The sequence below is a fragment of the Thalassomonas actiniarum genome (assembly GCF_000948975.2).
Taxonomy (GTDB): Bacteria; Pseudomonadota; Gammaproteobacteria; order Enterobacterales; family Alteromonadaceae; genus Thalassomonas; species Thalassomonas actiniarum.
Genome location: NZ_CP059735.1, coordinates 5,205,823 through 5,226,455 on the forward strand (window position 1 = coordinate 5,205,823; position 20,633 = coordinate 5,226,455).

At 46.1% G+C, this 20,633-nt stretch carries 18 protein-coding genes; 7 read left to right on the top strand and 11 right to left on the bottom strand.

What is annotated here, in order from left to right:
* Positions 1–279 precede the first annotated feature (279 nt).
* The 3 genes from SG35_RS22805 to SG35_RS22815 all read left to right on the top strand — a co-directional run bounded on the left by SG35_RS22805 (position 280) and on the right by SG35_RS22815 (position 1,715).
* On the top strand, positions 280–807 hold the full coding sequence (locus tag SG35_RS22805; protein WP_044830570.1) for a GNAT family N-acetyltransferase: 528 nt from the start codon (positions 280–282) through the stop codon (positions 805–807).
* 102 nt (positions 808–909) lie between these two features.
* Positions 910–1,329, top strand: a complete 420-nt coding sequence (locus SG35_RS22810) for a hypothetical protein (protein WP_044830571.1) — start codon at positions 910–912, stop codon at positions 1,327–1,329.
* Between the two features lie 26 nt (positions 1,330–1,355).
* A complete protein-coding gene (locus SG35_RS22815) occupies positions 1,356–1,715 on the top strand; it encodes a VOC family protein (protein ID WP_044830572.1) in 360 nt (119 codons plus the stop codon).
* 146 nt (positions 1,716–1,861) lie between these two features.
* Here SG35_RS22815 and SG35_RS22820 read toward each other — a convergent pair whose 3' ends face one another.
* The 9 genes from SG35_RS22820 to SG35_RS22860 form a co-directional block, all read right to left on the bottom strand.
* Positions 1,862–5,398 carry a hypothetical protein gene (locus tag SG35_RS22820; protein WP_044830432.1) on the bottom strand — a complete coding sequence of 1,179 codons (3,537 nt, stop codon included), beginning with the start codon at positions 5,396–5,398 and terminating at the stop codon, positions 1,862–1,864.
* Positions 5,399–5,434: 36 nt separating this feature from the next.
* The gene (locus tag SG35_RS22825) at positions 5,435–8,620 is read right to left on the bottom strand and encodes a hypothetical protein (protein WP_152646439.1); all 3,186 of its coding nucleotides are present in this window, start codon (positions 8,618–8,620) and stop codon (positions 5,435–5,437) included.
* The gene (locus tag SG35_RS22830; protein ID WP_160298203.1) at positions 8,592–8,735 is read right to left on the bottom strand and encodes a hypothetical protein; all 144 of its coding nucleotides are present in this window, start codon (positions 8,733–8,735) and stop codon (positions 8,592–8,594) included. Before SG35_RS22830 ends, SG35_RS22825 begins: the two co-directional genes overlap by 29 nt.
* A 167-nt stretch (positions 8,736–8,902) precedes the next feature.
* Positions 8,903–10,582 carry a methyl-accepting chemotaxis protein gene (locus SG35_RS22835; protein WP_044830434.1) on the bottom strand — a complete coding sequence of 560 codons (1,680 nt, stop codon included), beginning with the start codon at positions 10,580–10,582 and terminating at the stop codon, positions 8,903–8,905.
* A 97-nt stretch (positions 10,583–10,679) separates the two neighbouring features.
* The gene (locus tag SG35_RS22840; RefSeq protein WP_053042724.1) at positions 10,680–10,994 is read right to left on the bottom strand and encodes a hypothetical protein; all 315 of its coding nucleotides are present in this window, start codon (positions 10,992–10,994) and stop codon (positions 10,680–10,682) included.
* Positions 10,995–11,043: 49 nt separating this feature from the next.
* Positions 11,044–11,508, bottom strand: a complete 465-nt coding sequence (locus SG35_RS22845; protein ID WP_044830435.1) for a hypothetical protein — start codon at positions 11,506–11,508, stop codon at positions 11,044–11,046.
* The gene (locus SG35_RS22850; RefSeq protein WP_044830436.1) at positions 11,508–12,548 is read right to left on the bottom strand and encodes a hypothetical protein; all 1,041 of its coding nucleotides are present in this window, start codon (positions 12,546–12,548) and stop codon (positions 11,508–11,510) included. Before SG35_RS22850 ends, SG35_RS22845 begins: the two co-directional genes overlap by 1 nt.
* A gap of 234 nt (positions 12,549–12,782) precedes the next feature.
* The gene (locus SG35_RS22855; protein ID WP_053042725.1) at positions 12,783–13,979 is read right to left on the bottom strand and encodes a hypothetical protein; all 1,197 of its coding nucleotides are present in this window, start codon (positions 13,977–13,979) and stop codon (positions 12,783–12,785) included.
* Positions 13,980–14,047: 68 nt separating this feature from the next.
* Positions 14,048–14,899 carry a lamin tail domain-containing protein gene (locus SG35_RS22860; RefSeq protein ID WP_053042726.1) on the bottom strand — a complete coding sequence of 284 codons (852 nt, stop codon included), beginning with the start codon at positions 14,897–14,899 and terminating at the stop codon, positions 14,048–14,050.
* A 571-nt stretch (positions 14,900–15,470) separates the two neighbouring features.
* On the opposite strand from SG35_RS22860, the gene SG35_RS22865 reads away from it, so the two are divergent.
* From SG35_RS22865 to SG35_RS22880, 4 genes are all read left to right on the top strand, one after another.
* Positions 15,471–15,716 (top strand): EF-hand domain-containing protein, encoded by a 246-nt coding sequence (locus tag SG35_RS22865; protein ID WP_044830437.1) that lies wholly within the window; start codon positions 15,471–15,473, stop codon positions 15,714–15,716.
* 64 nt (positions 15,717–15,780) lie between these two features.
* Positions 15,781–16,014 (top strand): EF-hand domain-containing protein, encoded by a 234-nt coding sequence (locus SG35_RS22870; protein ID WP_044830438.1) that lies wholly within the window; start codon positions 15,781–15,783, stop codon positions 16,012–16,014.
* A gap of 339 nt (positions 16,015–16,353) precedes the next feature.
* Positions 16,354–17,235 carry a 1-acyl-sn-glycerol-3-phosphate acyltransferase gene (locus tag SG35_RS22875; RefSeq protein WP_044830439.1) on the top strand — a complete coding sequence of 294 codons (882 nt, stop codon included), beginning with the start codon at positions 16,354–16,356 and terminating at the stop codon, positions 17,233–17,235.
* A 218-nt stretch (positions 17,236–17,453) separates the two neighbouring features.
* Positions 17,454–17,843, top strand: a complete 390-nt coding sequence (locus tag SG35_RS22880) for a glutaredoxin family protein (protein ID WP_044830440.1) — start codon at positions 17,454–17,456, stop codon at positions 17,841–17,843.
* Positions 17,844–18,287: 444 nt separating this feature from the next.
* Here the strand turns inward: SG35_RS22880 and SG35_RS22885 are convergent, their stop codons facing one another.
* Both SG35_RS22885 and SG35_RS22890 read right to left on the bottom strand, forming a co-directional pair.
* A complete protein-coding gene (locus tag SG35_RS22885; protein WP_236702495.1) occupies positions 18,288–18,689 on the bottom strand; it encodes a hypothetical protein in 402 nt (133 codons plus the stop codon).
* Between the two features lie 283 nt (positions 18,690–18,972).
* Positions 18,973–20,610 (bottom strand): cyclic peptide export ABC transporter, encoded by a 1,638-nt coding sequence (locus SG35_RS22890; RefSeq protein ID WP_044830441.1) that lies wholly within the window; start codon positions 20,608–20,610, stop codon positions 18,973–18,975.
* Positions 20,611–20,633: the final 23 nt, after the last annotated feature.

Here is a 20,633-nt window from a genome sequence, read left to right on the forward strand (position 1 = left end):
CCTAGACTGCTAATCTATCAGGCTACCCTAATAATAATCCTGGTGTTTTTTACACTTACAGTCCCCTCCGGTACAGGTTGTTTTTATAAGTGATAGCTATAAACAACAGCAAACTTTTACCATATGCTAAGCAGGCCTGTGCCCTGGTGAAGAGAAGCCTTAAATTCAACGCCGTCATTAGCCGTATTGTCACAGATAATGGTGCAATAAAAACAAGACTCTGACATACTTCTGGAAAATAAAATCAAGGTAAGCAGCTTAATGGAGCCCTACTTGGCTATGGAATTTCGAGAAGCAACCGATAAAGATATTACCAATATAGCTACTTTACATACCCTCAGCTGGCAAGAAAATTATAGCGAGGCCCTATCTACCGAATACCTCCAGCATCAAGTATTAGATGAGAGGTTAGCGGTGTGGACCAGGCGTTTACAGGAAAAGCCCGCGAATCAGTTGGTATTGTTAGCAGAAGAAAATGGTATGCTTTGCGGCTTTATTTACGCGTATGGCGAACAGCACCCTGAACATGGCACCATTATAGACAACCTGCATATACACGCTAACTTTAAAGGCCAGGGTCTGGGGACGAAGTTGTTAGCGGCAGCTGCCACCTGGGCCTGTGAAAACTATCAAGGCAGCTCTCTCTATCTTGAAGTATTGGACTGTAATACTAAAGCCAGAAAGTTTTACCTGTCACTGGGAGCAAAACATATTAGCTCAGGTTATTGGCAGACTCCCTGTGGCAATAAAGCAAAAGAGCATATCTATAGCTGGCATAAGCCAAGCAAACTGACTAATCAAACATGAAAGACAGGCAAAAAAGCATAGGTTTATAACCTGGCAATGTATAACCCAAAGTTTCTCTGCTGCTTGATAGCGTATCAATTTCATCAAAGGCTTCATCAAAATATGAATATCTTCTTAATTATTGCCGGAGTATTGAGTGCCCTTGCTGCCATGATTCATCTCGGCTGTATTTATTTTGGCGCTCCCTGGTACCGATTTTTTGGTGCCGGTGAGCATATGGCAAGGCTTGCAGAGCAAGGCAATATGCAACCGACGATAATAACCGCTGCCATCGTACTCGTGCTTTCAACCTGGTCACTTTATGCCTTCTCGGCGGCAGGTCTTATTGTTCGCTTACCTTTACTGCGTGTAGCGCTTATTTTAATAACAGCCATTTACCTGATTCGCGCTATTGCAGGTTTCTTTTTGATAAATGATCCAATGGGGCGCAGTCCTGATTTTTGGTTATGGAGCTCTGTGATTTGTTTATCTGTAGGTCTTTTCCATCTGTTTGGTTTGAAGCAACAATGGGCAAGTTTATAAACCATAAAAGAGTGGAAAGACAAGTGATGAAAAGTCCTTCAACCCTGTTGGTTGTTCAGGATATCGATATTTCCTGTGAGTTTTATACCAAGGTTTTGGGATTGGAGTTCATTGAAACACACCAGGATTGTATAAAACTAAAGACGGGGGAGCATGAAGTCATCATATTCCAAGGCACCGGGGCAGCAGTCCAGTATGACCATGGCTATCATGCCAACTCCACCTTATTATTCACGGTTGATGATTTAGACAGCAAAATAGCAGAGTTAAAGTCAAAGGGAATCGCTTTTATTCATGACACGCCCAACCAGAATAGATGGGGCCGTTATGCTGCTTTTAGGGATCCCTCTGGTATCGTGCACGAATTATTCGAGCTCAATACCTGAGCAGCATAAAGACCGGGACGAATAGGATTTACCGGTTAAATAAAGGCCCCAAATAAATCAATTTTATTTGGGGCTCTTGTTTTTACATAACCAAGCTAACCGGAGAATACCAATAACGGCGCAAACTATCCCCGGCAGCAAGCAGGCTAATTTAGTCCTAACTCATTATCCGTCGGCAGAGTATTTTCCAGCGGCCGGTTGCCCGTTTGCACAAACAGCCTGGCGGCGGCAATCAGGTTAAGCCTTTGCGCAGTCCAGTCATGCACGGCATCAATATCGAGCAAGACCTCATGTGCCCGGATTTGATCCTCGGCGATCACCCGGTTGCCGAGCTGATCCACCAGGTAACCTTTAAGGTTTCGGATCAAACCGCGGTACACAGCGGCCATATCCCCGATAGCAACATCCTGGTAACCCAATACCGGGCGGAAACTGTTTTCGATGGCGCCGATATTGTCGATAATATATTGCAAGCGGGTGGTATTACCCTCCACTATCCTGTCCAGGCCACCGGCATAAGCCGCCAGCGCCGTCCGCAGGTTATCTGTGGTGGTCTGAGGGCTGTTATCAAAATAGGTTAATATCGCATGGTAGAAACAGTTACCGTCCCTGTCCATATCCCTCAGATTGCCATTGGCTTCCCGCACCCAGTAGTGGTTGCCTATTTTCACCAATGTCATCATCACCGGCACCGGCCCTGTCATGGTTTGCGGCACGCCGGCCAGTTGCAGCGGCTGCACCGGAGGGAATGGCGTATGGCGATAATCCGGCGCCAGAAGCTGGTCAAATCTGTGCACCTGACGTAAACGCCCCTGGCGCACATCCTCAGGTGAAGCCGCTGAGGCGACTTCCAGCGGGAAACCTAACATCTGAGACATCAACAACGGCGCTATATCGCCACCTATGTTTGACCAGCTGGTATCCCGCCCTATATCCAAAATCGCCTGTGCCGCCGTGGTATTAGCATAAACTACCGGCTGGGAGAAATTGGTGGTTGAAATTGACGAATAAGAAATCGGCGCCTTATAGGTATTCAAACTGGAGTAAATATTAATACCACCGCTGCCGATATCCGTGCGTTTGGGCGGGAAGGTGGTTACTGTGGTCTTATACTCTGTCCTGTGGTGATCTAACCAGTGCATCTGGAAGAAGCTGGCGGTATGGGCAATTTTCAAGTCCATATGTTTAATGGCTTCCGGCGCCAGTAAAATACGGTACACGCCATCGTTGCCGATAAATTCCGCGGTACTCAAATGGTTAAAGGTCAGCAATAACTGCTTGTTATAACTGTTAACATTGGCTTCATCTATGGTCAGGTTCACCAGGTTGCGATCTTCGTCTAACTTCTCTTGCAAAGTCTCCCTGGTGGGAACTTGCTTGCTTGTTGACTCTTTTTGATCAAAAGCATGCACCAGCTGTTTACGTGTCCCCGAAATGGCTAAACGTAGTTTTCTTAATTTCTTGGTGATTTCCAGCTCGGTTTGCTCAAAAACCTTGGCGCCGTGGAAGGCCGCTTCCGGGCTCAGTTTTTCACCCATACGAATAACTATCGGCAAATCAAATCCCGGGTAATAGAGCTGGACACTGGGCAGTGCGGTAACATCTTTGGCATTGTAAGGAATATATTCGTCCGCCAGATATTTGGGATTGAGTTTGTTCAATGCCTGGATCATATTCTGCACCGGGGTTTTATCGTCTGTAATGACAAAGAGTTCAACAAAGGGGAAATGGTAGTCAAAAAGCCCTTCGCCTGTGATGCTCTTCATATGGATCATCGAACTTAATAAACCGCAGAAACTACAGACATCAACAAAAGGTAAATCTTCTATTTCTTGCCTTAAGCCGTTGACGATAGAGATATCTTTCGCCGAACTTGGCTGATCAAGAAATTCTAGCTGCACCTTAAAGCCCTCGTGCACCTTTTCATAGAGTTTCATAAAGCCGAGCATGGCCTGGGCCTTGGCGTAATTGGCATCGCCGTGCTGCTTGTCTTTGTTTTTCACCTCTTTGATCAAGATGGCATCATAGGTATCGCTGGAGCTTGAGTCCGGGTTTTTATGCTCCAGCTCTTTCCAGTTCGTCTGCAGCGTTTGTGCAATATCATCACCGATAAGCTTTTCGATATCGACCGACTTTAATGCCTTAAACTTAACCAGGGCCGGGCCTATGCTTTTCAATAAATAATCGTCCTGGACCACGTTATACAGGTCGACTATCAACGGCGTTAAAAACGCCAACGCCTTATTTTTCACCAGGTCGTCAAATGCCTGGATAAAGTTGTCAGACGTCATGCCGGTTTTAAGATCCCCCAGGTTAAACTCGCCAAAACGCGAGATATAACTTTGATGAATCGCTTCCACGGCATTACAGCCGCGCATCACCCGCTTATAAAACTTATGGGGTGAGCCGCTCATATTGCCGAAAACTTCCAAAATCAAGAGCACGTTTTCGTTCAACTGATAACGCCAGTCAGGTACATTGACCCACACGGCATTATGCCCTTCTCCGGGCTTATACAGCAAAGGCATGGTTTTTACCTGTACCCACTGCTGAATAGCCTCGTATGAATCTCTTCTTGGAATACTGATATCAAGCAGCTCGCCGCGGAACTTGGCAATGGAGCGGCTATCAAACATTTTCTGCCCCGGACCAAAGGCATACTCTTTACCCGCCGACAGTTTAGGGCTGCCATCCACCTGGAAGTCGTAGGTTTTATAGCGCACCACTACCCGGTAGAGGATAAACTTGGAAATCGAGGTATTGACCAATATCGAACTCGAATAAGGGTTTTCCGTGGCTATCAAGGTGGTATCCAGCTCCATCGGGGCCGGCGGGAAGTAGGCGTTATAGAAGACCTCATCCGGGTGCAGCCCTTGCTCTTCCATCACGGTTAAAATCGACTCGCCAATTTCCGGAATGATCATGGCATTGTCAAAATGGTTTAACGGATGCAGCAAGGCCATGCCGGAGTTAAACACCATATTGCTCTGGGTTTTCTTATCCAGGGTGAGGTTCATCTGCAACACCTGCTTTTCGACCACAACCTGCTCAGGCTCGACCGGCACCTTAACATCAGATTCTTTCGGGATCGGCGCCTTCACCACTTCTTTCATCTCCAGGGACGGCTCCTGGCTTTCTTGTTCAGAAGTCTCCTCGGGGGCACTTGCTTTTTTCTTACCGTCCAAATTACGGGGATCTTCCCCCTTGCCCTGGTTGACGGTCAATTCCAGCGTCGGGTAATCAAAAATTTTATTATCGATCAACTTGCCCTTAAACAGCTTTAATCCCTGCTGCTGGAAACCGTCGAGCTCCTTGCGGTTACAGGTTAAAAAAGCTTCCCAGTCCTGCTGGAACCTGGGCATGTATTCTTCTTTAAGATAACCATGTACCTCCGACATGATCTGGTACCAGCGGTAAACCGGCAAGTTGGGATTGATAATGATCTGGTTGTCAAAATCACTCCATTTGCTCGGCTCTATGCCCGAGACCACATTTTTCATGATATTAAGCGATGAACCGCCCTTGATAAAAATACGGATATCGTCACCGTAGCTTTCTTCCAGGTGCCGGATCAGCTTGGCGATCCTGCTTAAAAGAAAACACCTTACCTCGGGCACATTATTAAAGTTTTCCGTCAATGTATCGTCTATATCCCGCTGAAATGCCGTTCTGCCTTTCGCCATTATTTAATCTCCTCAATGTATGAATTAGTCAACTGCTTATGAACCATTACGCTTGCTCGGATCCGGCATCTCTATCCAGCGGGACAGTTGCGTCCTGAAGTTGGTAATGTTGGATTTATAATGCACTCTTTTATGATCCAGCCAGTGCAGCAGGTAGAAGTCCCGGGTTTTCCCGATGTAATAATGGAAATACTGATTAATTTGCGGCTCGCGCAGAATGCGGAAAGGACGACCTTCGATTAATACCCCGCGGTCATTATTACCCCGGGCAAAAATCAAACTTTCCTGGTTGTTTTCCAGGTTGTCGGCACTTTTTTGCAATGCCTTCATCACCAGCGCCTGATCTTTTCTCGGATTGATTTTCAAGGCTTCCGTTTGCCCGCGCAATTCATTGGCAGCCAAAATAAGCTCATTGACATGCTCGTCGGTGATACCGAATTCGCCATAGCGTTTGGCAACAATATTTTTACCGGCATCCGTGCCTTTAACGATACCTTGCTCAATTAGCTTAACGATGTTTTCTGCCGGTATGCTCAGCTCTTTATGACGCTCCAGCAGATCTCGGATATGGCCTTTTTTCTCCGCCTTGTTCACCAGTTTTTTCAAAGGACAAAGCTGGCCATAGATATCTTTAAGGGGCTTGAGCAGATAGGTATCAATATCCTGCATTTTATCGGCCAGAGTTTTCAGGTGTTTTTCCCGCGCCTGAATTTCTGTGGCACGCAAAGGATCCGACTGATAAACCTCTACCGCCGCCTTGTCTCTTTCTTCTTCATTTTTATAGCGCTTATAAACTTCAATTAACCGGGCATTCATGCCGGCAATGCAGTTATATAAGTGATCCGCCTGCTGCGACAGGGTATTGATCCCCAGGCGATCGTTGACCCGCTGCGTGGTTAATTCCTTATCAAATTCAACAATAGCGGTATCATGCTGAACCGCCAGCCCCTGATTTTCACTGTCGATAAAAATCACCCGGATTTTATGGGGAGCGAGGGACTTCTGCTGCCAGATAAATTGATTGGGATCCGGATTTTCCTGCTTGTCTATCAGGTAAGCCTCTTTCAGTTTTGCCCATTGCCCTTTGGTACATTTAAGGTAAAGATTGACCACAGGGAAGAAGTAGTCCAAACCCAGCTCCTGAACATTAAACAGCTTCATGCGCATGGCAAGGTCTAAACTGCTGCTTAAGATGCCGCAAAAATAACAGCTGGCCGGCGGCGCTTCATGTTCATCAACCGTGGTTAACACTTGCTTCGGACTTTGCGGAATATATTCCTTCTCGATGTCCAAAGTGCTATCGAGCACATCCTGCAAAGACAGCTTGCCTTTTAAACCAAATCCCACCTGATTTTCCTCCTGGCTAGTTAACGAGGATGAACTCTCTTTCTTAGGCGCTTTGCTCATCGGCTGCAGTTCAATGGAAGGACCCAGCTCCTTGCTGTCCATATCATAAGAGCTGTCTTCTCCGGTATATAAATAAGGCTCATGCTCTTCTCCGAGCAAGAGCTCGATCTCCTTAGGCCTTTTTCCTGTGTTGCAGCACTCTTCCAATCCCATTCGAAAGGTATTGATGCGGTAGATCTGGGCAATATCCAGATGGAATTTACGGCCAAAAGCCTTATTGCTTTCATGCACGATAAACAAATGGCGCAGCAATTCCTTATAATTTTCAATTGCTTGATTGGCCGCCGCTATCGCCTCTTCTTTCTCCTGCTGTGAATCAAAGCGGTCGCTTTCTTTCACCGAAAAGGCATCTTTTAAAATATAATTGGCGCTTTTTTTCTCGTCCTCACCATCTTTTTCCACATTAAATTTATTGAGCAAATCTTCTATGGTATCGCTGTGCTTCTGAACCAGCTGCTCTATGGCAGGCAGATACTTGACCACCAGCTCCTGCCTGGCTTCTTTATCGAGCACATCCCAGTGATAATCTTCCCGCAAAATGGCGGCAAATTGTTTATAAAAAGACTTAATCGCATCCTGGTTGTAAAACTGATAATGCTGCTGCAACTCGGGAATATGCTTGAACAAGGCGGAATTTAATTTGCTCAGCTTTTGTTTTTCCGATGACTGCTCAATGGCGGTCAACGCCGGCCAGGCCCGCTCCAGCCGTTTATAGAATTTATGCGCCGAGCCGCTGGTATAGGTTAAAACCTCATGCAGCATGATGACATTTTCCTGCAACTGGTACTCCCAGCCGGGTACCCTGAGCGCCCTCATTTTCGCCAGCTCAGGTAATTTTTTCTTGGCAACCAAATCCCTGAGATAAGTATTGGTATCCGTCAGCTGATGCAGATCGCCTTTAAACCTGGACCAGTAATTGATGGTTTCTTCGCTTTCACGCCGGGGAATGGAAATATCGATAACCTCCCCCCTGAACTTACCGGTTTCGCCATTGATATCGTCCCGGCACTTTTCGCCGTTAAAATTTACCCCGGGAGAGCTGTAGCGCACAATCAAGCGATATAACAGGAACTTACTTATGGTGCAGTTGATCCAGATAGAAGAGTCCGATTTAACTTTTTTACCGTCTTCTCCTTTTAGCACCGTCACTGAAGGGGGAAAGAAGTTATTGGCCTCGGTAAAGTCCTCCGACATAAAATCTATGTCTTTATCCGGCCTTTTTCCGAATACGGTACGGGTATTATCAAAGAAATTCAGCGGATGCAGGTATTCATTGCCGAGACAGAGCAACACATGGCTCTGCATTTTCTGGGCATGTTTGAGTTCGGTTTCCGGGCCGTAAAGGTCGATTTGACGGCGCAGTTTCTGGCCGAAAGGCACTTGCGCCATATGGGGCGCCTGGTAATCGTCCGGGGTTTGCGGCTCGGCTTTCACCATAAAGGTATCCCGCACCGAAGGCAGATATTCATCGCGCAAGTAACAATGGATCTGGTTAAAAATTTCATACCACCAGGTGCGGGGAAGATAAGGGTTGATGATGATCTGATTATCAAAATCACTCCAGCCCAATTCTTCCGCCTTTTCTTCATTAGAGTCCGCTTTCATGGTGTTTAGCTTCATCAGCTTCAATGAGGACTTCCCTTTGATATACACCTGAACCAATTCCGGTCCGAAGCGATCTTCTATTTCCTTGGCCATCCTGGCGGTATTTCTTAAAATAAACTCCCGGGCGCCCCGGTTGTTATTGATGCTTTCCGTCAAGACATCGTCTACATCTCGCTGAAACTCAGATCTCGGTTGTTTTCTCGCCATCATCTTTACCTTTTTTCAATCCCCGCACCGGCGATTTTTTCGTCACTTTTGGCACAGGTTTAGCCCATAAATTTCTGCCTCCCTGCCGGCTTTCACTGGCAAAGAGCACATAGTCCATTCTCAGGATTTTTCGCTGAAATCTCCTGACCCCAGCTTAAGGCTCCAGGGGGCTTGGCTCTTGGGGGAAACAAGGGGGAATACGGTAAGATCTCTGTTGTTCGCTGTTGAAAAGAGGTGTGGAGAAAACAGGAGAAAGAAGCCGGCATTTCCCGGCAGAGACTTGCCTTAACTGACCTTAAAAATATTGACCATGGCGCGTAAGTCGCAGGCCAGGCGGGATAAATCCAAACTCGCCTGCTCGACTTGTTCGGCGCCGCGGGAAGTCTCCCCGGTAAGCTCATTGATCAGGCAAATATGCTCGTTGATATGCTCCGAGGCCTGGCTTTGCTCTTTGGCGGCGGTGACTATCTGGCCGTTCATCTGGGTGATCTGTGCCACCGACTGGCTGATCTCGGTTAATGCCCGGCTGGTTTGTTGTGCCTGATTGGCACTTTCCCGGGCGCTGGCTTCTCCCTTATCCATGATTTTAACTACATATTGACTGCCAAATTGCAGACGTTCGATCACTTGCTGGATTTCTTCTGTGGATTGCTGGGTTTTCTGTGCCAGATCCCTGACTTCATTTGCCACCACGGCAAAGCCCCGCCCGGAGTCGCCGGCACGGGCGGCTTCGATGGCGGCATTTAACGCCAATAAATTGGTTTGATCGGCAATGCCTTTGATCACCTCAAGCACTAGCCCTATGCTTTGGGTATCCTGCTCAACCTTATGCACCGCCTCGGATGCCTGCTGTACTATCGCCGCCAGCGCATCAATTCCCGAGACGGTTTGCTGTACCACCCGGTAACCGTTTTGTGCCTGAGCGTTGGCGCTTAAGCTCGCTTCATTGGTGTCTGTGGCATGCTGACAGACCTGCTGCACCGACACCGACATTTCGCTGATAGCCGAGGCTGCCTGCCCGGTTTGTGTTTGTTGCTGCCTTGTATTTTCATTGGTCTGCATACTCACCGCCGACATTTCTTCCGCCGCGGTGGCTATTTGCTCGGTCGCTGAAGTGATATCAAGAATTAACTTGCTGATTTTCAAAAGCATAGATTCAAAAGCAGATGCCATAGCACCAATTTCATCCCGGCTGCTAATCTTAGTGGTGAACGTCAAATCCGAATGGCGGGAGATTTGTTCCATGGTGCTGCGCAAAGCACTTAGCGGGACAATCACAGACCGACTGATCATCAACCTTAAGGCCAATAACAACACCAGAATAATAATGCCGCCGATAACAAAAGCGGCAACAGACTCCCGATACCAAAGCTCGATATGCTCACGCTCCTGACCGGCAAGCTCAAGCTGCAACTGGATCAATTCACTGATTTTATCGCTGATGGGGTCAATATCTTCATACAAGGGGCCGTCGATATCGTCTAGCCCACCTTTAACCCCGCCAAAAAAGGACGCCAGTTTTTTCTCGATAGCTTCAATCGCTCTGTTGGCGCGGGTGAATAACACATTCGCTTCATTGGCCAGCTGCACTTCCCGGCCGCTTAACCCGGAATCAAGATAGTCTTGCCACTTTTGCGCAATCAGGTGTTTGGCCTGGTTTATCTGCATCAAGGCCTGCTCTGCGGTAAAAATACCGGCATTGGCCTTATTTACCGCATCGATAACCCGCACCGCATAATTATCAGCGATCACTTTCAGGCTTTCCGTCGGTACTATCCGCTTTTGGTACATACGGTCAACGGCCCGGTTAATTTCATCAAGGATATATAAAGTACTGGTAAACAAAATCAAAATGGCAACAAAAGGCACCAGGGCCGCCATCAGCAACTTAGTACGCACGGTTTTGATATTGAAAGAAAAAAATCGGGAACGAGTTTTACCGCCCTTGTTCTGCTCTGCTGCCATTTTTTGTTCACCCAAGAATAAAATGACCGGCGTCCCTGCGGTACTGTTTGAAGTTAGCTGCCTTAAAACCTCGCGGATTAAGGCAGTTAGTTTGAAGTTACAACGCGGCGGAAACCGCCGACGATAATACATTCATCGCACTGTTCACGGCTTTTTGCACCGCCGCCTTTCCGGCAATTTCCAATCCGATTAGCTCGGCCTGTAATACCTCTTTTTCCCGGGCTATTTCCACATCAAAATCTTCCTGGTTGATATCGCCAAAAGTACGGGCTTCTACCAACTCAGCAATAGATGCCTTATTCCTTTCCAGAGCCGAACGAAACTCATCGCCAAGCTCAACGCCTTCCCCCTGTAAACTTTGTCCGGCTATGTTCGCCATATCTTTAAATACCTTGCTAATATCTATACTCATGCTCTTTCCTTATTTGGTTTTTGTGCTGGTGTCAGGCATCATAAAGCCGTTATATTTTTTTCCCGTCAGCAGTGACCTTTTGTTTGGCTTCTTCCCCTTTTATCATCGCCAAAAATAACCTTTGATACTGGTCCTTGCGGCGCTTGATTAAAAAGTCCGACAAACTATCCGCCGTCTTATGGCGTAGTCTGTCTTCCCGCCACAACTTGAGGGTGATCTCCACCTGTTTCAGGGTCAATTCATTCATGGGGCGGATCATCTGACGGTTTTTCAACGCTTCAAGATCGGCTTCAATATTCAGGTAAGCTGAATGGCTGGCTTTAAAAAGGCGCTTTTCTTTAGACTGATAACTGAGCCCGAGATAAAAACGGTTAACCTTTTGCGCAACACGCTCCATACTCTCCAGGGATTTTTCATCATAGTCAGACACCAACTGCAGCGCACAGCCGGACAATAAAAAAGTCATCGCCAGCAGCAGCCATAAAGCCTTATTCGGGTGATAGGTTTTGTTCATTAAAGGGTCCTTTCATTTGAGGTTAAAAACAGCTGATATTGACTAAGCAGCTGCTGTATTTGACTGTGACTGATCTCTTCATTCGCCAGCACCTGTTGCTGTATCTTGCTTAATTCGGCACTGAGCTCAGAGATCAGCTGGATTTTTTCCTGATTAAACTGATTGACTAACGCCTGCTTCAACTCTTGCGGATCTTCGCTTGTTGCCGGGGAAACAAAAGAAGCTATGGTTTCTACCGTGCGGTCTAAAATGGTGTACACCAGGTTGGCGGAAAAGCCCCCCACCAGCGCCATGGAAATACGTAAAGCCGCATGACTGACACCGGAAGTCTCATCTTGCCCGTCGACATTAACATTGCCCATGGCGCCTCCTGCGGCGCGGGCAACACTGTCGAGGTTAAGGGGGATCAACTGGGTCAAAATAATGCCGGCGATCAGCCCGACCACAAAGCGCACCCAATAGGAGCTTTCATATTTAGGATCGTAACAACCTGCGGTCACATAAGAATTGGCTTTAAACAAGGCGGCAAAAGAAGCACCGATAGCGGCGGAGGCCAGTAGAATCGCCTGCACAAACAAGAGGCGGGTGCCCTCCATATCAAACATGCTGGTCACCATGTTTTCATTATTGATATAGCTGGACAGGCTCAGGGCTATCAGCACCACCAGGGATAAGATCGCCACCATCATCATTTTACGGATCAGCGGCACCCGTCCGAGAAACAAAAACAGCGAGGCTTTCTCCGTTTCTTTTGCCATCAGCATAATAGTGACGGGTTTCGCCGGTGATACCAGCTCGGCAAGCTGGTTGTGGATCTGGGTCAGTTGCTCGGCCCTGCCTTCATCCTGAGGGTTAAGGCTTTGCTGGTGAAGGGCTTTGGTTACTTTTACCGGTACCTTAAGACCTTTGGCAAAAGCATGTTTCACCATGGCCTGGCACTCATGCTCTACCGAAAGCCAAAAATCGTTTTCACTACCCGGTTTACCCTGGCTAATCTGAGGGGCCTGGCTGGCCTGAGCGGCTTTGGCGGCAAGATCCATGTATTTTCTCTTTTCTGGGAAATTTTTAGTTATTGTAGGGTTGGCAATAACGGGAAACTCGGGGAAAAAGCGGGAACTCAAACAGGAGCAGATCAGAGATTTGCCGGTATGACATTTTCTCTGCAAAAGCCCCTATATCAGCTAAAAGTAATAGCTAGAACATAAAAATAAAAAAGGAGTATGACCGGCCAAAGCCATACTCCTTGCACTGAAAACCTGATAAATACAATAAACTTAACCGTTTGTCTGGCTGCTCTTAGCCCCTGCCGCCTGGATTGAAGCAGGCTGAGGACCAGCTGATTGACCGCTATCTGGCTTGCCGATAGATTGCTTAATATTGCCAATCACCTTATCCATCAGGGAAAAGAGTACGTCAACGTTATAACCCATCAAAAATGCCAGCGCCATCGGCGACAGCGAGGCTAAGGCATTGGCTTCTTCCGGTTTAAGGAACCAGCCGATCACCATGCCCCCCAAGGCGCCTAAGGTCAGGCGAAGCCGGTATTTTATTTCACTGCTAAAGGTATAGGTCAGGGCCTTGATTTCCCGCATCAGGCTGCGCAACACAAAAATAAAAGCGCCGAGCAGACCATACATCAAGGGTAAAATATATCCCTGCAACACCTGTAAAATGGCATCGGCGGCCAGGATGTTTTCAAAAAACAAAATGCGGGCCTGGTGCAGGCTGCGCTCTAATTCCAGGGTATCGAGTTTGTCGCCGTTCGCTTCGGGATCGCGGGACAGGGATTTTTTTGTCAGTTCATATTTGCTCTGGAAATAACGTGGCAGGCTATCGCTGAACGTGCCCCCCAGCGACCAGATCTGATTCCAGATCATCAAAAGCTTGTAGTTGGCATCGAGCTGCTGGTTGAGACGCTCTACCTTATCGGCTAATACACCGGCTTCCTGGCTGCCGGTTTCAAGCTTGCTTAATGCCGCCTGATTAGTTTCTCTCTCGCTAAAAATATCGTGCAGGTTAGTACTGAGATCTTTGCCGAACAGATGATAAACTTGTGTCAATAGCAACAAAATCAAAGCCACCAGGGTATAGCGCCGATACCAGGCAACGGCTGCTTCAGCCCGGGTGACAGGGCGTTTGCCCGAGTGGCCGGACATAGTTTTCTTCTTTTCCCCCTCCGGGGTTTGGCTCGGCATTTTTTCCGGTAAAATAGCATCCAGGCTCTCCACCGTTACCGGATAAACCACTTCCGCCAGTTTGTCATAATTAACTAAAAATAATGTTTCGTCTGCCGAGCTCCATTCTTTTTTACCCAGCTGATGTTTGGCATTAATAATAACTTCAGTCACTTCGGGGTCTAATCGGGTATTGCCGCACCTGGCAATATAACTGAGCAGTTTCTGGCCATCATGTATCACTTGTTCAATTTCGGGAGAAATGGCGTAAAGAGGCTCACTGTTTTTCTTATGCATATTTATTTCCGCTGTCTGATGCTGCCGGGAATTTCCGCCTGCCCAAATAACGGCAGGCGGACTGCGCTTTACTTGTGCGCACCATAGCGGTATTCGCGGACAATATTGCCTTTATAATCGGACAATTTGCCGATATCGCCCTTATTGTTCCAGATGGCCCTGGGGCTGTTAAAAGAGAAACCGCCGCTTTCCTGATCAACATGGTTAGTGTAAACCCGGATCTTGGCATTGGGTTTTAACACCGCGCCTTCGGGGAAAGTAAAATTCTGATCTTTACCGGCACTAAGCTGCCAGCCGCTTAAATCAAGCCAGCCGCTGCTTAAATTAGCCAGCTCGGCGTACTCGTCTGCCTCGGTGTATTTTTCTTTGCCGTCAAAACAGATATTGGTGATCTCTATCGCGTCATGGGCTTTAACACCATATCGCCAGCTGGAAACCAGCTCTCCTGAAGCATCGAATAAGAAGGCGGCATCACCTCGGTTGTTCCATACCGCCTGCTTGGAATTAAAACTTAACTCCCCCGCTTTATCTGTGTAGATACGCAGGCTTTTTCCCGGGTAACACAGGGTATTTTCGGGGAAAATCATATCCTGGCCTTCACTGCCGGCATTGATGCGCCAACCGGCCAAATCCAGGATCAAAGGGCCGTTATTGAATAACTCGATATATTCGCCGCCTTCCTTACCTTCAAAGTCCAAGCCTTTAATCACCACTTGCCGTGGCGCCAACAACTGACAACAACTTAACCACCAGTCGTTAAAGGCTGAGCCCGGCTGACAATTGTCGACCCGCTTTTGATGGATTAACCTGGCATGCTCCAGTACGCCTGATTCCAGGCTATTCCAGCTATTTTGCACATCTGATGAAAACTGGACATCGGACAACTGTTGTAAAAAGGTTTCTTTATTAAAGTCACTCACCTTCGCTTTCCTTCTCTCGTTCAATGAAAAAACTGACCGGCAGGTTTCATATCTTCCCGCGATATAACCCGGGCTAAACCCCGGGCGGTCACTGACGGATAAGATGCCAGACAAATCCCGTTAAAACTCAGCGAAACCCCGCCTCTATTGCCGCAAATTTAGGATTCATGCTCCGCGGTCGAGAATAAGTCCCCGGTAAAAACAAGAGTGAAAAAACTCAGCTCAGCCACCGAAAAATAGCGGCCTGTAGCTGGATGTCGTCAAAAAGAAACACCGTAACACACTGAAAAATAAAGACTTAAACAGACAACAGTAAAACCTGTTGTCATATAGCGACAGCTTTTACCCTGACTTTCAGGGTGAAAACAGCACATAATCACATAAACAACTGATTATTAAGAATTAATTATTTCTGGCACCGATATTGATATATACCTGAGTAACCGGACGCTGAACTTGAAAATATCGGCAGCATCAATAACTTGTGATGACACTGACAAGTTTTACAGCAAACGGCTTATCACCGGGAAAGCAACACCCGGCAAAATAGATAAAACATTCAGGAGTAGATATGAAAGCAATAAAATTATTCATGACCTTATCACTGGCAACAGCAGCATTTTCACTAACAACAGCGGCCAACGCCACTCAGGCTAAAGACAACTTCAGCCAGCTTGATAGTGACAAAAACGGTATGATTTCCATGGGCGAAGCCAGCGGCGATACCGAGCTTACCAATAACTTCAAGCAGTGGGATAAGGACCGGGACGGCCAGTTATCCAAGGAAGAATACACCGCCTATATCCAAGCTTCATAAAGCTGTTAGCAGGACGATGAATCCGCTGGATAAGCGGATTTGAAAAACATATACGGAGCATACCATGAAAATAACCAGATCATTTTTTCTGTTAACGGCGTTATTACTGACCGCCAAGGTATATGCCATGGACAGCCACAAAAAGTTTGCCGCCTTAGACCATGATAAAAATGGTTTTGTCACCCTGGATGAAGCAGGTGCTGATTCGGTGCTGGCGATGACTTTTGAAAAATGGGATAAGGACAAAAATGGTCGCTTATCTAAAGAAGAGTACAGCGAATACCACAACGAGATATAGCTGACGGTATTCAAATAGTTTCCCGACTTTGTTAACGAATCTGATTTTATATTTAAGCAGAGTATAATTTTAGTATGTTACACTGCCTGTCAATGTTTTCCTAAGCAATAGCTAAGGTGTAACGACAGGCAGCTTTTTTTCACTATTCTTTTTATTAATAAACCACTATTCTAGCTAATCCTTGATTTTCCCTGATAATTTCTTTCATCATCACCGCAAATACACGGCTTTTAACCTTTATTAGACCCGCGTTTGATTTATATCTGACAGCGACCGGCTTTTTATATGTTATAGTAAGCAAGTTCATTGGTCTGATCTCTTTAGGTTATACAATTTTTTATGGCTAGCAGTACCCTTAAAATTCGTGACAAAACCATCTTTGACGGTTTTTTTGTCAAATACATATTGAAATTCATCTTTCGCCTCTGGTTTAAATTATCCGGCTGGAAAACCACGCCCTCTGCGCCAAACGGTGCCGGTATTACCATTGCCGCTCCCCATACTTCCAACTGGGATTTTATTTATGCCCTGGCGGCGGCGATCTTATGCGATGTGAAGATCTATTTTTCCATCAAGGACAGCTGGTGCAAGATGCCTGTTGTCGGCAGTATTATTATGTGGCTGGGGGCTATCCCCATCAACCGCTCTGCCGGCGGCCAGGGGCAAGTGAAACTGATCAAGGAATTTGTTGAACGCCATAAGGAGCAAAGAGTGTTTTTCCTGTTCACCCCGGAAGGCACCCGCGGCCCGGTAACAAAATGGAAAACCGGCTTTTACCATGTTGCCCAGGATTGCGGCTTGCCGATTTTCCTGGCAAAAGTCGACTTCATCAACAAAGAATCCGGCGTATTTCACTCCTATGAACTCACCGGCGATAAAGACACAGACGTCAGGGCAATCCAGGAATCTTACAAGCGCATCTGCGGTAAGTTTCCCAAAGATCAATATCCTCATTATACCGGCCCAATTCCGACCTTGTCGGATGCCGAAGCTATGGTCATGCGCGCCTTATATTCCTTTAAGGGTGTTGCCACCAAAATGGATATTTCCGCCAAAGCCAAACTCGGCGAACTTTCCACGACTATGCTGGATTTTTTAATCGAGAAAGGCATTTTAGAGCAAACCAATGCCCCGGGAGATAAACACGAACCTACCTATCGGCTGACTTTTGCCGGCAGAGGTTGCCTGTTACATTTATACCCGACTCTGGCACGCAGCTAAACAGCAAAAACCTAGACAATATCGCCCGCTATAACCTGCGGGCGTGCCTTCAACAAAGAAACCATTAAGCACCTCTTTATATCAGCGGCTAATTCGAAGCAGCACCTGGTTAAACATTGCTCCATCCACAAACAAGACACCGATATTGAGGGGAAGGCAAAACACAAATAGCTCTTAGCATATATACTAATGACATTGCTTGTTTCAGGTGATATGCCATGAACAAAAGCTTGGTAAATTCCTCCTTATACCTTACCGCTATAGCCTTGATAACGCTATGGAGCTATAACGCCCAGGCCGATGAACGTATCCATGCCAGGGGAACCTATGGCAACTACAGCTCCTTTGGTGTTACTGATGACCTTCCTGTAGTGGTTTATACCGCCAGCTGGTGTGATGCCTGCACTGAGCTAATGGCATTTTTGCAGCAGCAGAAGGTAGCATTTAAAGCCGTGGATATAGGAAAAGATCCGGCGGCTGCCAGATTACTCAAAGCGAAACATTTACGAAGCCTGCCGGTGATCATCATCAAAAATACCCTACTGCAAGGGTTTAGCAAATCAACTGTGACCAGAAAACTTCGGGAGCTCAAACCCGGCAAACTTTAACTAAATAGGGAGTAAGTGTAATTCTCTTTACGATAAACAAATTAAATTAAGTGCTTAAAAGTTAGAGTTAACAATAAAGTCATTTGTTAAGTGCTTGATACACCCAAGCAAATGATGAAAATAATGACCATAAGAATCAGCCAAGAAAACAGTTGATGAAAAATAGTGCCCGCCACAATTTTTGCGACTTTACTTTTAGACCTGTTTATAAAGTTAAACATATGCTCTGAAGTATACAAAACGAATACAGCTGACACAGCCAAAGACCAACGCTGATAATCATTTATGTACAATGCCAAAGAGTACCTAACAGCAAAAAGCCTACGATTGGAATAACAAAATATTCTAAAAATTTATTAATGTCGTTAAATCTCCAAGAGCACATAACATTCATATTTCGGAAAATTGGAACACAGCGGAAGTTTTCCATAACATAGTAACTTGTTATATTCCGTTTGCTCTAAAACCTCTCTTTTGCCGTAATTGAATACCAAGAAGCGTCCCCAATAAAACCGCTATCACATTTAGCAATACTGGAAATACAAATGCCAGCGGCACAAAAATTATTCCTAGGAAAACATCCATTAAAACACCTGCCCCTAAACTAATGCACCAATAAAGCGCTGTAATATAAATCGCATGTAGATAGGGTTTAAATACTTGTTTATAAGCAAGATAAATATACATAAGTAGCAACAAAATAAAACCCAGAATTTCTAGAGTCACAATGAATGGCATACTCTGGGTAACTTCACCTGCACCGACGGCAACTGTGGCACCCGCTGTTACGAGTACCAATAATAAATAAATGCCGATAGAAAATAATATAATCCTAGAGTAATTCACGATAATCCTTTAGCAACAATCAAGCCCAGCACATTGGCGCGCGGTTAGCGCGTCCTTAATGCTGCTTATTTAGCTTTATTTTTCTTCTGAATACAATAAGGCTATCTAAGATAAATAGATTATTCACTATCCATTTATCTTTAGGCTTAATGTCCTTATTTCGCAATCCCCTGCCTATACAGCCATATCGAGGCTAATTGATAAACTCTTAAACCAAAACAACTAAGGCCAGCCCTGTTAACAATAAAACTAGAGGACCAGCCCAAATTAACACCCGCAGCTATTAAGCAAATTGCTCCTGAGGTTGCTCCTGGTTTTCCAATACCGCCGTACCGCTATCAAACTGATACATGCGATCCGCCAAATGGAAATACCTGTCATCATGACTGATAACAATCACGGTTTTTCCTCTGCCCTTAAGCTCGGGCAACAGTTCCCGGTAAAAATAATCGCGGAAATAAGGGTCCTGATCCGCCGCCCATTCATCAAACAGGTAAATGGCGGCATCTTCGGCATAAGCCAGTATCATTGCCAGGCGCTTACGCTGCCCCTGGGATAAAGTGGTCATGGTCAACTTGCCATCCCTGACCGAAACTTTATCCGCCATCTGCAGTTTTTCCAGGTGTGCCTGTACTTCTGCCTGTTCGACCAAGGCACCGTGCTTATCCAAAATATGTTCAAACAAGTAAAAATCGGAAAATATCGTGGAAAAATGATTGCGGTACCACTGGATATTATCTTTATCTATGCGCTTATTCCCCAGCCGTAGCTCTCCTTTTTGAGCCTGGTATAAGCCCACCAATACTTTGGCAAAAGTTGACTTACCGCTGCCGTTTGAACCGCGAATATAAACCACTTCTCCCTGAGACACGCTAAAATCTATCGGCCCGATGGAGAAAGGCGTTTCCTGCTCTTGTCGGTAGCTGTAGCACAGCCCTTTAGCAGTAAGCGTCTGCCAGTCCGTTAACCTTTCCTGCGCAGCATTTCTTTGTTCAACTTGCTCATGCTCGAATAAATTTAACGACTGAATTTTTTGATAAGCCACCTTACCTTTGAAAACCGAAGAAAAAGAGCGCATCACAAAACCTATCGGCCCCATCAAATAGGTCATAAACAGCACGAAACTGGTTAATACCTCATGGGGTACCTTAACAACAAGACTACCGATATAAACCAGCAAGCCCAGGCCAAGAAACAATACCGAGCCCGCCCAGTTCTGGTTAAGGATCCAAAAAAAGTTGGCGCTCATTTCCGCACTTTTGACCTGATCCAGATTAGGGGTGGCTAAATCCTTATAGAAAAAATCCCGGCGGTGCTGGTTGATATTTAATTCTTTACTGCCGTCCACCAGGGTTTTAAAGGTATTGAACAAACCGTCCTCTTGCTCCCTTAATTCGGTAAAGCATTTTTCCCCCTTGCGCATGATCATCGTAGATAATCCCGCTCCCAGGAATAAAATAGTAAACAAAACTAAAAACAGAGGAAAAGACAAATACCCCAGATAAGTGAAACAGCCTAAAATAGTGGCAAAATTCACGGCAAAAATAGGAATAATCGACAAAGATTCCGCAATGCTGGCGACATCTGTGGTTACGGTTGCAAGCACCCTGTGGCCACCAATACGCTCCAGGTTTTCATAATTAACACCCAGTACCCGCTTAAGCAAAATCAAACGGATTTTATACACCAAAGAAGTGCCCAGTTGAGCCAGCAACCACTGAGACAAGAAACCTATGGCCAGCATGCCAAGCAGGGCCAGTAGAAATATCCCCGCCAGGCCCCTGAGATCATCTTCGGAAGCGGCATTAACCCCTTCATTAACTAAGGTAATAAGGGAAATGCTTAATATCGAACTCAGGGCGCTGAAAACGGTCGCCCAAATAAAAGGCCCTTTAAATTTTTTTACTAATTCTTGTATCATTTTGACACCTTAATTTAACTTCA

Excerpts from the sequence above, each read along its gene's own strand:
- SG35_RS22875 (WP_044830439.1), top strand. The coding sequence starts at position 16,354 with ATGGCTAGCAGTACCCTTAAAATTCGTGACAAAACCATCTTTGACGGT.
- SG35_RS22820 (WP_044830432.1), bottom strand. The coding sequence starts at position 5,398 with ATGGCGAAAGGCAGAACGGCATTTCAGCGGGATATAGACGATACATTG.
- SG35_RS22865 (WP_044830437.1), top strand. The coding sequence starts at position 15,471 with ATGAAAGCAATAAAATTATTCATGACCTTATCACTGGCAACAGCAGCA.
- SG35_RS22830 (WP_160298203.1), bottom strand. The coding sequence starts at position 8,735 with ATGGACTATGTGCTCTTTGCCAGTGAAAGCCGGCAGGGAGGCAGAAAT.
- SG35_RS22815 (WP_044830572.1), top strand. The coding sequence starts at position 1,356 with ATGAAAAGTCCTTCAACCCTGTTGGTTGTTCAGGATATCGATATTTCC.
- SG35_RS22805 (WP_044830570.1), top strand. The coding sequence starts at position 280 with ATGGAATTTCGAGAAGCAACCGATAAAGATATTACCAATATAGCTACT.
- SG35_RS22835 (WP_044830434.1), bottom strand. The coding sequence starts at position 10,582 with ATGGCAGCAGAGCAGAACAAGGGCGGTAAAACTCGTTCCCGATTTTTT.
- SG35_RS22870 (WP_044830438.1), top strand. The coding sequence starts at position 15,781 with ATGAAAATAACCAGATCATTTTTTCTGTTAACGGCGTTATTACTGACC.
- SG35_RS22840 (WP_053042724.1), bottom strand. The coding sequence starts at position 10,994 with ATGAGTATAGATATTAGCAAGGTATTTAAAGATATGGCGAACATAGCC.
- SG35_RS22890 (WP_044830441.1), bottom strand. The coding sequence starts at position 20,610 with ATGATACAAGAATTAGTAAAAAAATTTAAAGGGCCTTTTATTTGGGCG.
- SG35_RS22810 (WP_044830571.1), top strand. The coding sequence starts at position 910 with ATGAATATCTTCTTAATTATTGCCGGAGTATTGAGTGCCCTTGCTGCC.
- SG35_RS22825 (WP_152646439.1), bottom strand. The coding sequence starts at position 8,620 with ATGATGGCGAGAAAACAACCGAGATCTGAGTTTCAGCGAGATGTAGAC.
- SG35_RS22845 (WP_044830435.1), bottom strand. The coding sequence starts at position 11,508 with ATGAACAAAACCTATCACCCGAATAAGGCTTTATGGCTGCTGCTGGCG.
- SG35_RS22855 (WP_053042725.1), bottom strand. The coding sequence starts at position 13,979 with ATGCATAAGAAAAACAGTGAGCCTCTTTACGCCATTTCTCCCGAAATT.
- SG35_RS22880 (WP_044830440.1), top strand. The coding sequence starts at position 17,454 with ATGAACAAAAGCTTGGTAAATTCCTCCTTATACCTTACCGCTATAGCC.
- SG35_RS22850 (WP_044830436.1), bottom strand. The coding sequence starts at position 12,548 with ATGGATCTTGCCGCCAAAGCCGCTCAGGCCAGCCAGGCCCCTCAGATT.